12 protein-coding genes and 1 pseudogene are annotated in these 14,126 nt (G+C 70.7%); 2 read left to right on the top strand and 11 right to left on the bottom strand.

Features of this window, described 5'->3' with window-relative positions; translation table 11 throughout:
• Nucleotides 1-11 precede the first annotated feature (11 nt).
• Complete coding sequence (locus ABH920_RS35420; RefSeq protein WP_370353618.1) at nt 12-2,027, bottom strand: acetoacetate--CoA ligase; 2,016 nt, start codon at nt 2,025-2,027, stop codon at nt 12-14.
• 75 nt (nt 2,028-2,102) lie between these two features.
• The gene (locus ABH920_RS35415; RefSeq protein ID WP_194916109.1) at nt 2,103-2,507 is read right to left on the bottom strand and encodes a helix-turn-helix domain-containing protein; all 405 of its coding nucleotides are present in this window, start codon (nt 2,505-2,507) and stop codon (nt 2,103-2,105) included.
• Between the two features lie 184 nt (nt 2,508-2,691).
• On the opposite strand from ABH920_RS35415, the gene ABH920_RS35410 reads away from it, so the two are divergent.
• Entirely contained in the window at nt 2,692-3,261 is a 570-nt protein-coding gene (locus ABH920_RS35410) for an NADPH-dependent FMN reductase (protein WP_370353617.1), read from the top strand.
• Between the two features lie 89 nt (nt 3,262-3,350).
• Here ABH920_RS35410 and ABH920_RS35405 read toward each other — a convergent pair whose 3' ends face one another.
• The 5 genes from ABH920_RS35405 to ABH920_RS35385 all read right to left on the bottom strand — a co-directional run bounded on the left by ABH920_RS35405 (nt 3,351) and on the right by ABH920_RS35385 (nt 9,197).
• Nucleotides 3,351-4,607, bottom strand: a complete 1,257-nt coding sequence (locus ABH920_RS35405) for a damage-control phosphatase ARMT1 family protein (protein ID WP_370353616.1) — start codon at nt 4,605-4,607, stop codon at nt 3,351-3,353.
• Between the two features lie 109 nt (nt 4,608-4,716).
• Nucleotides 4,717-5,736, bottom strand: coding sequence for a carbohydrate kinase family protein (locus tag ABH920_RS35400; protein ID WP_370353615.1), 1,020 nt, complete (start codon nt 5,734-5,736; stop codon nt 4,717-4,719).
• Nucleotides 5,733-6,968 (bottom strand): methionine adenosyltransferase, encoded by a 1,236-nt coding sequence (metK, locus tag ABH920_RS35395; RefSeq protein ID WP_370353614.1) that lies wholly within the window; start codon nt 6,966-6,968, stop codon nt 5,733-5,735. Before metK ends, ABH920_RS35400 begins: the two co-directional genes overlap by 4 nt.
• A 6-nt stretch (nt 6,969-6,974) precedes the next feature.
• A complete protein-coding gene (locus ABH920_RS35390) occupies nt 6,975-8,024 on the bottom strand; it encodes a methyltransferase (protein ID WP_370353666.1) in 1,050 nt (349 codons plus the stop codon).
• Nucleotides 8,025-8,132: 108 nt separating this feature from the next.
• Nucleotides 8,133-9,197 (bottom strand): methyltransferase, encoded by a 1,065-nt coding sequence (locus tag ABH920_RS35385; RefSeq protein WP_370353613.1) that lies wholly within the window; start codon nt 9,195-9,197, stop codon nt 8,133-8,135.
• Between the two features lie 101 nt (nt 9,198-9,298).
• On the opposite strand from ABH920_RS35385, the pseudogene ABH920_RS35380 reads away from it, so the two are divergent.
• Nucleotides 9,299-10,255 (top strand): annotated as a pseudogene (locus tag ABH920_RS35380) (BTAD domain-containing putative transcriptional regulator); the annotation flags it as partial.
• A gap of 44 nt (nt 10,256-10,299) precedes the next feature.
• Here ABH920_RS35380 and ABH920_RS35375 read toward each other — a convergent pair.
• From ABH920_RS35375 to ABH920_RS35360, 4 genes are all read right to left on the bottom strand, one after another.
• On the bottom strand, nt 10,300-11,241 hold the full coding sequence (locus ABH920_RS35375; protein WP_370353612.1) for a BTAD domain-containing putative transcriptional regulator: 942 nt from the start codon (nt 11,239-11,241) through the stop codon (nt 10,300-10,302).
• Between the two features lie 101 nt (nt 11,242-11,342).
• On the bottom strand, nt 11,343-12,335 hold the full coding sequence (locus ABH920_RS35370) for a methyltransferase (RefSeq protein WP_370353611.1): 993 nt from the start codon (nt 12,333-12,335) through the stop codon (nt 11,343-11,345).
• Entirely contained in the window at nt 12,332-13,519 is a 1,188-nt protein-coding gene (locus tag ABH920_RS35365) for a type III polyketide synthase (protein WP_370353610.1), read from the bottom strand. Before ABH920_RS35365 ends, ABH920_RS35370 begins: the two co-directional genes overlap by 4 nt.
• Nucleotides 13,520-13,586: 67 nt before the next feature.
• Nucleotides 13,587-14,087: a MarR family winged helix-turn-helix transcriptional regulator gene (locus tag ABH920_RS35360; RefSeq protein ID WP_370353609.1), complete on the bottom strand. Its 501-nt coding sequence runs from the start codon at nt 14,085-14,087 to the stop codon at nt 13,587-13,589.
• Nucleotides 14,088-14,126 lie beyond the last annotated feature (39 nt).

Here is a 14,126-nt window from a genome sequence, read left to right as displayed (position 1 = left end):
GACGCGGGTACTCAGTCCCCTGCGTCACGCTGCTTCGCGTACTCAACGAACCACGCGATCAGCGCCGGGTCGTCGACCGTCCCGAGGTTCACCGCCTTCGCCGGGTCGGCTCCGGTCAGCAGCCGCTTCACCGGGATCTCCAGCCGCTTGCCGGTGCGGGTGTGCGGGACGCCGGGGATCTCGACGAGTTCGTCGGGGACGTGGCGGGGCGTGAGTTCGGCGCGGATCGCGGCGGCCACGCGGGCCTTGAGCGCGTCGTCCAGGACCGCGTCGGCGGCCAGGTGGACGAACAGCGGCATCCAGTAGCCGCCGTCGGGGAGATCGACGCCGATCACCAGCGCTTCGCGGATCTCCGGCAGCTTCTCCACGACCTCGTAGATGTCCGCGGAACCCATGCGGACGCCCTGCTTGTTCAGCGTCGAGTCCGAGCGGCCATGGATGATGACGCCGCCGCGCTCGGTGATCGTGCACCAGTCGCCGTGCCGCCAGACGCCGGGGAACACGTCGAAGTAGGCGTCGTGGTACTTGTGGCCGTCCGGGTCGTTCCAGAACTTCACCGGCATCGACGGCGTCGGCGCGGTCAGGACCAGTTCGCCGACCTCGCCGACGTGCGGGTGCCCCTCGGGGTCCCAGGACTCCACGCGGCAGCCGAGCGCCCGGCACTGGATCTCGCCGGAGTAGACCGGCAGGAGCGGGTTGCCGGCGACGAAGGCGGTGCAGACGTCGGTGCCGCCGGACAGCGAGTTCAGCCAGATGTCCGAGCCCACGGCGTCGTAGACCCAGCGGAAGCCGGTCGGGGGCAGCGGGGAGCCGGTGGAGCCGATCGCGCGCAGGGCCGAGAGGTCCAGGTCGCGGCCCGGGTGCAGTTCCGCCTTCTGCGAGGCCATCAGGTAGCCGGCGCTGGTGCCCAGCAGGGTCGCGCCGGTCTTCTCAGCGAGCTGCCACAGTCCGCTGACGTCCGGGTAGGCCGGGCTGCCGTCGTAGAGGACGGCGGTCGCGCCGAGCAGGAGCGAGCCCAGGACGATGTTCCACATCATCCAGCTCGTGGAGGAGTACCAGAAGAACCGGTCGCCCTCCTCGACGCCCATGTGGAAGGCGATGGCCTTGTAGTGCTCCAGCAGGATGCCGCCGTGGCCGTGGACGATGCCCTTCGGCAGGCCGGTGGTGCCGGAGGAGTAGAGGATCCAGAGCGGGTGGTCGAAGGGGACGGCTGCGAAGTCCAGCTCCGGCTCCGGCTGCGCGCTCGCTTCGCCTTCCGGCCCGGCGACGGCCTCGGCCCAGCGGATGCTCTCCGCGCACGCCGGGCCGTCCGGGAACTGGTAGTCCACCCAGACGGTGTGCTCGACCGTCGGCAGCGCGTCGCGGCTTTCCATGCACTCGGCGCGGCGGTCGATGCGCTTGCCGCCGTAGCGGTAGCCGTCGACGCCGATGAAGACCTTCGGCTCGATCTGCGCGAAGCGGTCCAGGACGCCCTGGGTGCCGAAGTCGGGGCCGCAGGCGGACCACACCGCGCCGAGCGAGGCGACGGCAAGCTGCGCGACGATCGCGTGCGGGGTGTTGGGCAGGAAGGCCGCGACGGTGTCGCCGACGCCGACGCCCCAGGCGCGCAGCGTGGCGGCCAGTCCGGCCACCTGGCGGCGCAGCTCGGCCCAGGAGATCTCGGCCGGCTCGGCGCCCTCCTCGACGAACAGCAGGGCCGGGCGGTCGTCGGAGGCGGCGCGGAAGACGTGCTCGGCGAAGTTCAGGGTGGCGCCGGGGAACCAGCGCGCGCCGGGCATCGCGGCGTCGGGGAGGACGGCCGTGTAGGGGGTCGCGGCGTGGACGTCGAAGTAGCGCCACAGGCTCTCCCAGAACTCCGCCGGATGATCGACGGACCACTGCCAGGCGTCGGCGTAGGCCGGGAAGGGGCCGACGCCCTGCTTGGGGAGCCAGTCCAGGTACCGCTGGAGGGGCGAGCCCAGACGCTGCGCCTCGGTCGGCGTCCAGAGGAGTTCCCCGAACGCGGCGGGCTGGTCGGCTGCGGACATCGTCGTCCCCCAACTTCGCGGTGGCTGCTGCGTGCGGCCGGCTTGTGGCCGTGATCACGCCTGACAAGCGTCAGATTAGCGTCCCTCGCCGGGCTCCAAAAACGACTCCTGGCACTCGACGCCCTCGGGCAGCGGCGGGAGCTCGATCCACTTCTCGGCCCACTCCGCGAGCTGCTGGAACGCCGGCTCCAGCTCCGCGCCCTTCTGGGTGAGGTGGTACTCGACGCGGACCGGGGTCTCGGGGATCACGACGCGCTCGACGAGGCCGACCTGCTCGAACTCCTTGAGGCGTTCGGACAGGAGGCGGTCGGACAGCTTGGGGACGGAGCACGCGATGTCGGTGTAGCGGGTGGAGCCGGCCAGCATGGCCCGGAGGATCGCCCCGGACCAGCGTCGCCCGATGATCTCCACCGCGGTGTGGAAGCGCGGACAGAAGGAGCTCAGGTGCTCCTCGTGCTGCTTCGCGGTGTTGTCGGCCATGACCCCAGCTTACCTTCCGTAGGCAACTTGACAACCGTAAGCGCGCCGCCTACCTTCAACCTTACGAAAGGTAACCGGCTCACGCAGGGTTACCGACGTACTCCGATGCGGACCCTCCCCGGCCCGCGTCGGCCCAAGTCAGACGTGTAAGAACCCCCAGAACCCACACCCCGGGAGCTCAGAAGTGACCACCAAGATCCTCGCCTTCTCCGGCGCCCTCCGTAAGGCCTCCACGAACACCGCGCTGGTCCGCGCCGCCAAGCAGCTGGCGCCCGAAGGCGTCGAGATCGAGATCTACGACGGCATCGGCCAGCTGCCCTTCTTCGACCAGGACCTGGAGGCCGACGTCCCGGCGTCGGTGGCCGAGTTCCGCGCGAAGATCGCCGCCGCCGACGGCGTCCTGATCGCCAGCCCGGAGTACAACTACTCGATCCCCGGCGTCCTGAAGAACGCCCTGGACTGGGCCTCCCGCCCCTACGGCGAGTCGGTCCTGACCGGCAAGCCGGTCGCCGTCATGGGCGCCTCCGGCAGCGGCTTCGGCACCGTCCGCGCCCAGAACCACCTCCGCGACGTCTTCCACTGGCTGGACGCGAAGGTCGTCACCAAGCCCGAGGTGCACGTCGGCAACAACTGGGAGCGCTTCGACGGCGACGGCAACCTGGTCGACGAGACCTCGCGCAACCTGGTCGCCGGCCTCATCGCGGCGCTGGTGGTGCTGATCGAGGAGACCGAGAAGGTCAAGGCGAACGCCTGACGCTGAGGTTTTGAGGGTGGGCCCTGCCGCGGGTGCGGCGGGGCCTTTTTTGGTGCTCCGGGAGACTGCGCCGGCGGCCACGCCGCCGGCTATGGCCGCATCTGGATCAGGGCGTGCTCCCCGCTCGTCCGCCATGGGCTGCCGGTGGCGTCGAGCTTGGCGACGGTTTCCGGGGTGAGGCCGACGGCGACGTCGGACTTCAGGGTGCGGAGGGCTGCCACCGGTGATGGGAAGTAGGCGGTCAGTTCGGCGAAGGGGGTGGTCGGGGGCCAGGCTCGGTCGCCGATGAGGCGGCGGTAGTTCAGGTCGCCCTTCAGGATGGTCAGGGTTGCTGGGGACAGGTCGGCGGCCAGGTCGGGTGGCAGGTGGCGGAATGACAGGGGTGCGCACCAGAACGCGTGGGTGCGCAGGGTGATGGTGCCGTCTGTGAGGGCTTTCCAGAGGCGGTTGCCGGTGGTGGCTGCGGTGCCGGGGGCGGCGATGATGCGGCGGAGGACGGCTGCCACGTCGGAGCCGGTCGCGTCTGAGACGTAGTACGGCTGCGGCTTCACGTGGAGCACCACGCGGGTGGCGGTCCCGGTGGTCAGCAGGTGGTCGACGAGGATGAGGTCGGCGAGGAGTTCGCGGCCGGCGTTGTCGGTGATGATGTGCACGGTCGGGCCGGTCGGGCCGGTCGGCGCGGGCAAGCCGGTCGGCGTGGGCGAGGCAGCCGGCGCCGGCAAGCCGGTCGGCTCGGGCGAGCCGGCAGCCCCGCTCCCCCGAGCCGCGTCCAGCAGCGACCAGATCCGCGCGCTGTCGTCGGCCACCAGATCGGTCGCGGGGCCCTCCGGCGAGGCGGTGATCCGGAACCCGAGGTCGGCCCGGTTGCCCCACAGCGCCGCCGCCAGCAGTGCGCGCCGCTGCGCCGCGAGCGGCATCGCGGCCACGTCGTCCAGCGCCGCCAGCTCCGAGGCGACGACCGGCGTCGTCAGTTCCGCCTGCTTCGCCGGGCCGAAGGGGTCGACGCCGTGCCACGGTCCCGGGCGGAAGTAGCCGACCGCCTCCAGCAGCCTGCGGTAGAAGTACGACTCGGCCCACAGGAACGGCGCCGACAGCCACGAGCCGCCGTACCAGCCGCGGTCCCAGTCCTGCCAGAGCGCGTGGTCGTGCGCGTCGGGCGGCAGGCGCTCGATGTCGCCGGAGATCGTCTCCTGCAGCAGGGCCTCAAGCGCCCGCTGGATCTCCGCCGGGTAGGGGTACGCGTCGCGGATCTGCTTGATCAGGATCGGGTGCCGCTTGTTCCACACGCCCCACGCGAAAGACCCGGGCTGGTCCGACACGATCGCCGCCGCCGCACCGTTCGTCACCTGTGGGGCTCCTCTCGCAAGAGCGCCGGTCGGTCGAACCGGTGCTCCAGCAATGGAAACACCGAAACAGGTGCTCCCGCATCACAGCCTCAGCATCGCGCTCACCCCATCACACCCGCTGCGCCACCACCGCCAACCAAGGCTCCACCTCGGCCCGCGCCGCCACCCCGTACTCCGCACCGAACCGTTCCAGGAACCGCCGCCGGTCCACCTCGTACTCCTGCGGCCCCGTCGTCTCGACCACGACCGTCGCCAACATGCACCCCACCTGTGCGGAGCGCTCCAGCCCGAGCCCCCACGTCCGCCCGGCGAGGAATCCCGCGCGGAACGCATCGCCGACCCCGGTGGGATCGACCCGCGCGTCCTCCTTCGGACACGGCACGTGCAGCGGCGCCGCGTCGCCGGCCTCGATCCGGGCGCCGCGGGCGCCGAGCGTCGTCACCCGCACGCCGACCCGCGCCAGGATCTCCGCCGCCGACCATCCGGTCTTCTGCTCGATCAGCGCCGCCTCGTACTCGTTCGTGAACAGGTACGCCGCCCCGGAGACCAGCCGGCGCAGATCCTCGCCGCTCAGCCGCGCGGCCTGCTGCGACGGATCCGCGGCGAACGGATACCCCCGCTCGCGGCATTCATCCGTGTGAGCGAGCATCGCCTCCGGGTCGTTCGCGCCGATCAGCACCAGCTCCAGGCCGCCGGCCCGGGCGGCCAGCGGCGCGAGCGCGATGGCCCGCGCCTGGCTCATCGCGCCGGAGAAGAACGACGCGATCTGGTTCCCGTCGGCGTCGGTCGTGCAGAGGAACCGCGCCGTGTGCAGCGACGGCGAGATGTGCACCCCGGACGTGTCCACGCCCCGCTCGGCCAACCGGCCGCTGTGCGCCGCGAAGTCCGCCCCGGCCGCGCCGACCAGCAGCGGACGCACGCCGAGCGCGGCCAGGCCGACGCAGATGTTCGGCGCCACGCCGCCGGGCCGGATGTCCAGCGTGTCCACGAGGAAGGACAGCGACACCGCGTGCAGCTTGTCCGCGACCAGCTGGTCGGCGAACCGGCCGGGGAAGGTCATGAGATGGTCGGTCGCGATCGACCCGGTCACCGCCAGACCGGCAGTGCGGGTTCCCGTACTGCGATTCATGGTCCTGATCCCGGTTCGTAGCTCACACCTGCCGCCGCGGCCAGGGCCTCGGCGCGGTCGGTCCGCTCCCACGTGAAGTCCGGCAGCTCCCGGCCGAAGTGGCCGTAGGCCGCGGTCGCCGAGTAGATCGGCCGCAGCAGGTCCAGGTCGCGGATGATCGCGGCGGGCCGCAGATCGAACACCCGCAGCACCGCCTCCTGGATCTTGACGTCCGGCACCACGCCGGTGCCATACGTCTCCACGAACACCCCCACCGGCTCGGCCATCCCGATCGCGTACGCGACCTGCACCTCGCAGCGCCGGGCCAGCCCTGCGGCGACCACGTTCTTGGCCACCCACCGCATCGCGTACGCCGCCGAGCGGTCCACCTTCGACGGGTCCTTGCCCGAGAACGCCCCACCGCCGTGCCGGGCCATCCCGCCGTACGTGTCGACGATGATCTTCCGCCCGGTCAGGCCCGCGTCGCCCATCGGCCCGCCGACCTCGAACCGGCCGGTCGGGTTCACCAGCAACCGGTAGCTGGACACGTCGAGCCCGAGACCCGCCGGCGCCAGTCCCGCCAACTCCGGCTCGACCACGAACTCCCGCACGTCCGGCGTCAGCAGCCCGTCCAGGTCGACGTCCGCCGCGTGCTGCGTCGACACCACCACCGTGTCCAGCCGCACCGGCTCGGTCCCGCGGTACTCGACGGTGACCTGCGTCTTGCCGTCCGGCCGCAGGTACGGCAGCACGCCGTCCTTCCGCACGTCGGCCAGCCGCCGCGCCAACCGGTGCGCCAGCGCGATCGGCAGCGGCATCAGCTCCGGGGTCTCGCCGCACGCGTAGCCGAACATCAGCCCCTGGTCCCCGGCGCCCTGCCAGTCCAGCTCCTCCGGCACGATCCCGTCCAGCCGGGCCTCGTACGAGCGCGCCAGCCCGAGCGCGATGTCAGGGGACTGCGACCCGAGCGAGACCGACACCCCGCACGAGGAACCGTCGAATCCCTTCTTCGACGAGTCGTACCCGATGGAGAGGATCTTCTCCCGGACCACAGCCGTCAGGTCGGCGTAGCCCTCGGTGGTCACCTCCCCCGCGACGTGCACCTGCCCGGTGGTGATCAGCGTCTCCACCGCGACCCGCGAATCCGGGTCCTGTTTCAGCAGCTCGTCCAGGATCGCGTCGCTGATCTGGTCGGCGATCTTGTCGGGGTGTCCCTCGGTCACCGACTCGGACGTGAACAAGCGCGCGGTCATGCCGCGTCACCCGGTCTCGGCCGCGGAAGAGGCCTTGGTCGCGGAGAGGATGCCCTGCACCGGCAGCGCGTACCGCGGCAGGTCGGCGGGGTCCTTCGCGAGCGTCTGGGTGACCGTGAACCCGGCCTCCTCCAGCCACCCGCGGTACGTCGACAGCTTCTGCGGCCCGCCGTACCCCATCGAGCAGCCCAGGAAGAAGCTCGGGAAGAAGTCGATGGTGTAGTTGTCGGTGTCCGCGATGTTCTCCGGGTAGATCGGCACCAGGATGTGCACCTGGCCGCCGGCCGGCAGCGAGGCGTGCACGCCCTCGAAGATCCGCAGCACCTCGGCCTTGTCCCACATGTCGATGAAGTGCTTGATCAGCACCACGTCGAAGCCCTTCGGCACGCCGTCGAAGACGTCGCCGCCGATGAACGAGCAGTGCTCGGCCACCCCGGCCTCGCGGAAGTTCTTCAGGCACTCCTCCTCCCGCTCCGGGAGGTCGAAGGTGGTGACGCGCAGCCCCGGCGAGTTCTTGTGCTGGAAGGTGTGGATCGCGCCGAGGCCGGTGTTGCCGGCCAGATCCAGCACCTGCGCGCCGGCGGGGACGTCGATGTTCTCGAAGAACCAGGGGTCGATGCGCTGCGTCGTGGTGTTCATCGCCAGCGCCCAGGCCTCGCCGAGGTCCTTGTGCGTGGCCGCGGCCTCGTACAGCGTGCCGTCGAAGCCGTAGTACTCCTTCAGCCCGACCAGCGAGCCGGTCTGGATGCTCTCGGTCAGGTAGAACAGCTGGCGCAGGGTGACCGTCTTGATGAAGTGCATCAGGGCCATGACCCCGCTGAGCTGAGCGTCCGACAGCTCGGCGAGCGCGTCGAGCCGGTAGGCGCCGGTGGCCTCGTCGTAGGCGACGAAGCCCTCCTTGATCAGTAGGAACAGCAGCTGCTCGATCGCGTCCGGCTTGGCCCCGACCGCGGCGCCGAGGCCGGCCGCGGTCAGGCCGGGAGCGTCCCGGAGGGCGTCGACGACGCCGAGTTCGTAGCAGGACAGCAGGTTCATGAACCGCGTCGGTCCCACCATGTATTCACGGAACCGCGCGAGGGTGGTTTCGGAGCTCAAGGAACTGATCCCTTCGATTGTCGCAACCGGGTCAGGCGCGCTTGGCGGACATCAGGGGGCTGGCGGACGTCACGCGGGCTTGGCGGCGGTAAGGATGCCGTGCAGCGGAAGCGCGTCCGGCGGCAGCTCGGCGAGGTCCTGGGTGATCGCCTTGGTGACCGTGAAACCGCATTCGGCCAGCCAGGCGCTGAACGTCGACATCTTCTGCGGCCCGCCCTGAGCGATGGCCGCGCCGAGGAAGAACGCCGGGTAGTAGTCGACGGTCCGCGACTGCGTGAGGTCCTCGGTGTACACCGGCACCAGGATGTGGACCTGGCCGCCCGGCTTCAGCGCCGCGTGGACGGCCTGCAGGATCTTCACCGCCTCCGACTTGTCGAACATGTTCAGGAAGTGCTTGACCAGCACCACGTCGAAGCCCGTGGGCACGCTGACGAACACGTCGCCCCCGACGAACGCGGTCTGCTCGGCGACGCCGGCCTCCCGGAAGTTCTTCAGGCACTCCGCTTCCTTGTCCGGCAGGTCGAAGGTCGTGACGTGCAGCCCGGTGGCGCCGGTCAGCGTCAGCGTGTGGACGGCGCCGAGCCCGGTGTTGCCGGCCAGGTCCAGCACCCGCGATCCGGAGGGGACGTCGATGTTCTGGAAGAACCACGGGTCGATGCGCTCGGTGACCGTGTCCATCAGGCGCGACCACGACTCGCGCAGCTCGGCGTGCACACCCATGGCCGCGTACAGGTCGCCGTCGAAGCCGTACAGCTCGCGCAGCCCGACCACGGTCCCGGTCTGCACGCTCTCGGTGAGCCAGAACAGCTGCCGCAGCGTGGTGACCTTGATCTTGTCCATGAACTCCAGGACCCGGCGCAGATCCAGGTCCGTCAGCTCGGCCAGCGCGGCCAGGCGGTAGCCGCCGGTGGCCGGGTCGTGGCCGATGAAGCCCTCCTTGACCGGCAGGAACAACAGCTGCTCGATCGCGTCCGGCTTGGCACCGACCGCGGCGCCGAGGCCGGCGGCGGTCAGGCCGGGCTCGGCCCGCAGCGCGTCGACCACGCCGAGTTCGAAGCAGGACAGCAGATTCATGAACCGGGCCGGTCCCACCATGTACTCACGGAACCGGGCGAGCGTGGCTTCAGCGGACATGCACCCATCCCTTCCAAGTCTGTTCCGGCCCAGCGTCGGGCACCGGCCTTGGCCCGGACCCCGGCGCCCGCTTGGGATCGGCTTGGGGCGTGCCGGAGCGGATGGGCGAATCCTCGCGCCAAGCAAAGGTCAAGCACCTTGACGGCGCGATGAGCTGCGACTTAGTATCAGTACCCTCACATACTTCTCAGTACGGGTGGGCGCGGGCCGGTTCGATCCGCGCCGGCGACGGGGCACCGAAGAGCGCGGACAAACACACAGCGGACGGCACACCGGATCGCCTGTGGCGATCCGTGTTTCGGGGGACGCTTCTCCGGCACATGCCGTCGCACCGTGTGGTGCGCGCGCGTGACGAGAGGAGCATCAGCATGCGGGTTCGGCTGCTGGGGCCACTCCATGTCTCCCACGCGGGAATCGCGATCACCCCGGTGGCCCGGCGACCGCAACAGATCCTCGCGCTGCTTTTGCTCAACCACGCGCAGGTGGTCCCGCTGTCCACGCTGATCGACGAGCTGTGGGACGGCCACACCCCGAAGACCGCGCGCGCCGCGGTCCAGACCTACGTCTTCGAGCTCCGCAAGAAGTTCGCCCGGGCCACCGGCCGCAGCACGGACGCCGTCGGCGAGCAGATCCTGCGCACCACCCGCAACGGCTACGTCTTCGTCGCCGACCTGTCCCAGTTCGACCTGCGCGCCTTCCGCTGGCTGGAGCAGACCGGCGCGGTCGCGATGGCCGACGGCGACCTGGCCACCGCGGCCCACAACTTCCGCGCCGCGCTCGCCCTGTGGCAGGGCCCTGCTTTGGCCGACGTCGACCCGGGCCCGAGCATCCGCGCGGAACTGGCGGGGTTGCAGCAGTCCCGGGCCATGATGCTGGGCCACCGGATCGAGCTGGAGCTGCGCGCCGGCCGGCACCGCGAGATCCTGGGCGAGCTGGCCGACCTGGCCTCCCACGACCGGTTCAACGAGGAGCTCCAGGCGCAGTTCATCATCGCGCTGTACCGCTCCGGGGAACGGACCCGCGCGCTGGAGGCGTTCCACGGCCTGCGCCGGGAGATGGTCGGCAAGTTCGGCCTGGAACCCTCCCCCAAACTGCAGCAGTGCTACCAGGCGGTGCTCAACTCCGAGCCGCTGCCGGACAGGATGCCGGTGCTGCCGCTGCCCGGCGAGCCCAGCGTGCCGCCACCGCAGCGCGAGCTCTCCTGGGGGCCGTGGAGCACGTGGAGCACGTCGGCCTGATCGCCAGCCGCGTCGCCGTCCTCGTCCCCGGCCGCCGGATCGGCCGCCACCCGGGCCCGCAGCCGCGCGATCGACGCCGAGGGGCGCACGCCGAGGTCGTTGTGCATGTTCCGGCACAGCTCCTCGTACACCTCCAGGGCCCGGACCCGGTATCCCGACCGGTACAGGGCCAGCATCAGGCGGGCGTGCAGGTCCTCGTGGTGCGGATGGCGGACCACCAGGCGTGTCAGCTCACTGAGGATCTCGCGGTGCCGGTTCATGCTCAGCCGGGTGTCGAAGAACAGCACCAGCGTCTCCAGCCGGGCCCGGTCGAGCTCGGCGGCCGCGGCGTGCAGGAGCCGGCCGTGCTCGACGTCGGCCAGGACCGGTCCGCGCCACAGGCCCAGCGCCTCGCTCAGCACCCGGCTGGCGACCAGCGAGTCGCCGGCGTTGAGCGCGGCCTGCGCCATCGCCCGCAGGCGGTGGAACTCCGGCAGGTCGAACTCCGCGGCGCCCAGGGCGAGGCGGTAGCCGCCGTCGTGGGTCTGGAGCAGATCCCGGGCGACGGTGTCGCGGCTGACGCCGAGGTTGCGCGCGAGCTCTTTGCGCAGCTGGAGGACGTGCGTCTGCAAGGTGGTCATGGCCCGCCGCGGCGGCGCGTCGTCCCAGAGCTCGGTGATCAGCGACTTGGCCGACACCCGGTGCGGCCCGTTGATCAGCAGCAGGGCCAGCACCTGGCGCGGTTTGCCGATGGCGTGGACCAGCTCCGCACCGTCCTGCCGCACCGACACCGATCCCAACACCCGGAATTCCATGTCACCGCGCATACTCAGTACGGTGCACCACAGAAGTCCCGTGCGCCACTTTGTCAGCGGCCTGCGATGTGAGCGGTCCGCCGCCGGACGGAAACCCGTCCGGCGGTGCGGGGTCACCGGGCCAGGACGATGGTGGTCGGCGAGGGCGTCAGGTGGAAGGAGACGTCGGTGAATCCGGCCGCCTGGAGCCAGGCCGTGTAGTCGGCCCGCCGCCAGGTCCCGCCCTTCCGGCTCTTGAGCAGCATCTCCGAGGCGAAGGCGAGCGCGAAGGGCGGTCCGCCGCGGTCGTCGTCGACCACGTAGTCGCAGATGACCAGTGTGCCGCCGGGCTTGAGGGCGGCGCGCAGCTTCAGGAAGTTCGCGGCGTTGTCCTGCGGCCCTTCCTGGTGCGCGACGTGGGAGTAGACGATGACGTCGTACGCCGCGGCGGCGAGCTCGACGGTGTGGAAGTCGCCGTCGATGAAGTCGAAGCGGTCAGCCACCTCCGGCCCCACCAGGCGGCGCGCGATCGCGTTGATCGGCGCCCAGTCGAGCTGGGTGGCGTGCGCGGCCGGGTTCGCGGCGAGCCAGGTCCCGGAGAAGATGCCGGAGCCGCCGCCGACGTCCAGGATCGAGATCGCGCCGGCGTCGGCGAGCTTCAGCAGCTTCGCGGCCGTATGCGCGACCGGCACGGACTGCGCGGCGATGGCCGGGACGACGTGCTCCCAGTGCGGGTTGTCGACGACCTCGACCATCGGCTCGGTGAGCGGCCCGCCGCCGGAGAAGACCTCGGGCAGCACCGTCATCTTCACCATCTCGCCGAGCTTGAGCCCGGCGTAGCCGACCAGGCTCGCGGGCTCGCCGTCGACCAGGAAGGCGGACGCCTCGGGGCTGTTGCGGTAGCCGTCGCGCACCTGGACCAGGCCGAGCCCGACGAGGGCGTCGAGCAGCGTCTGGGTGCCGCGCTCGGCCAGGCCGGTCTTGGCGGCCAGCGCCTCGGCGGTGTCCACGCCGGCTTCGAGGTGGGTGAAGACCGAATACCGCGCCGCGACGCCGAGGACGCCGGTGGCCCAGTAGCCGTTCGCGATCTCCATGATCCGGTCGGGGCGCAACTGCTCGTCGCTCACGCTGTCTCCAAGGGCTGGACATGGTTCGGCTGGACGTGGGTGGGCCGGGAGTGGTTCGGCCGGCCGTGATTGGGCTGTCCGTGGTTGGGCTGCCCGTGGCTCGACTGGACACGCGCCGTCGAAACCGGCGGCGTCCCGGCCACGGACCACCGGCCCACCGCCATCTCCGCGGTGATCCCGGGGCCGAACCCGGCGATCACGCCGGTGGCGCCCGGCGACATCGACTGCTCCTCGAACAGCCGGCGCAGCGCATCGAAGACCACGGCGCTGGCGATGTTGCCGTACTCGACCAGGGTGGACCAGCTGTGCCGGAACATCTTGTCGTCGACGCCGAGGAACTTGCTCAGGTCGCCGAGGATCCGCGGACCGCCGGCGTGGATGATGTAGAAGTCGAGGTTCGCGATGTCCCAGCCGTGCGCGGTGGCCAGGCTGCTCAGCACCGGGGCGAGGGGTTCCATGGTGCCGGGCACGCGGCGGTCCAGCTGGAAGTGGAAGCCGGTCGAGCGCACCGCGTAGGAGATCCAGCTCTCCGTGTCCGGGATGAGGTAGGCGGCGTTGCGCTCCAGCCGCACCCCGACCCCGCCGCTGCCCCGGACCACGGCGGCCGCGACGGCGTCGCCGAACAGCCCGTCGGACAGCAGGTTGCCGACCGCGTCGTCGGTGGGCTGGTAGCACAGCGAGCACAGCTCGCAGGAGACGATCAGCACATTGCTGCCGGGGTAGGCGGTGCAGAAGTCCTGCGCACGGTTGATCGCGGCCCCGCCGGCGGCGCATCCCAGCTGCGCTATGGGGATCTGCCGGGTGTCGTAGCGGAAGCCCATCGTGTTGATCAGCCAGGCGGTGTGCGAGGGCATCAGGAAGCCGGTGCAGGACACGAAGATGATCGCGTCGATGTCCGGCGCCGTCAGCTCGGCGTTGGCCAGCGCCTCGGCGATGACCGGCGGAAGCATCCGCTTGGACTCGACCTCGAAGATGCGGTTGCGCTCCTCGAACCCGGGATGGCGCAGCGTGTCGGCGATCGGCTGGACGATGTGGCGCTTCTGCACGCCGGTGTTCCTGATCAGCCGCAGTGCCAGGCCCAGCTGCGGTTTGCCGGCGTGCGCCTGCTCGGCGAACGCGAGGGTGTCCGCCAGGGTGATGACATGTTCCGGCACGCTCACCGAAGGTTTGCAAAGCGTGGACATATGACAGCCTTCTGTCGAAGTTGTCTGCAAGGTGCTCGGACGACACCTTCGTCCATCCCGCTTGCCGTCAGCTTGGCGCGGACTGGTCTTCCCACCGGCCGTGTAACGCGATGATGTCCTGCACCGTGCGCCGCAGCTCGACGATGCGCTCCGCGCCGAGGTGCGCGGCCCATTCCTGTTCGATGCCGGTGACGATCGCCGCCGCCGCGGCCTGGCCCTGCGCACCGCGCTCGGTGAGCCGGATGATTTTCGCCCGGCGGTCGCGCGGATCCGGGGCCCGCTCGACGTAGCCGAGCCGTTCGAGCTCGTCGACCAGCTCGCCGACGGCCTGCTTGCTCAGCTTCGAGCGCTCCGCCAGCTCGGTCAGGCGCGAGCCTTCGGGGTCGATGAAGCGGAAGACGGAGCCGTGGCGGTAGCGGATGCCGGCGAATCCCTGCTCGGCGAGGCGGCGGTGCAGGAGCTCGACGGTGAGGTCCTTGGCCTGGGTCAGCAGGGTGGGCAGCGGCGGGCGGGGCTCGGCCTCGGCGCGGTCGGCCGTCTCGCCCGGGTCATCGGTTCGCTTCGTCACCTGGAGCGGCCTTTCTGCTCGACATCGGTGTGCTCGGTA

Origin of the sequence: Catenulispora sp. EB89 (genome assembly GCF_041261445.1) — a bacterium.
Taxonomy (GTDB): Bacteria; Actinomycetota; Actinomycetes; order Streptomycetales; family Catenulisporaceae; genus Catenulispora.
This window is presented reverse-complemented; position numbering and strand designations above follow the sequence as displayed.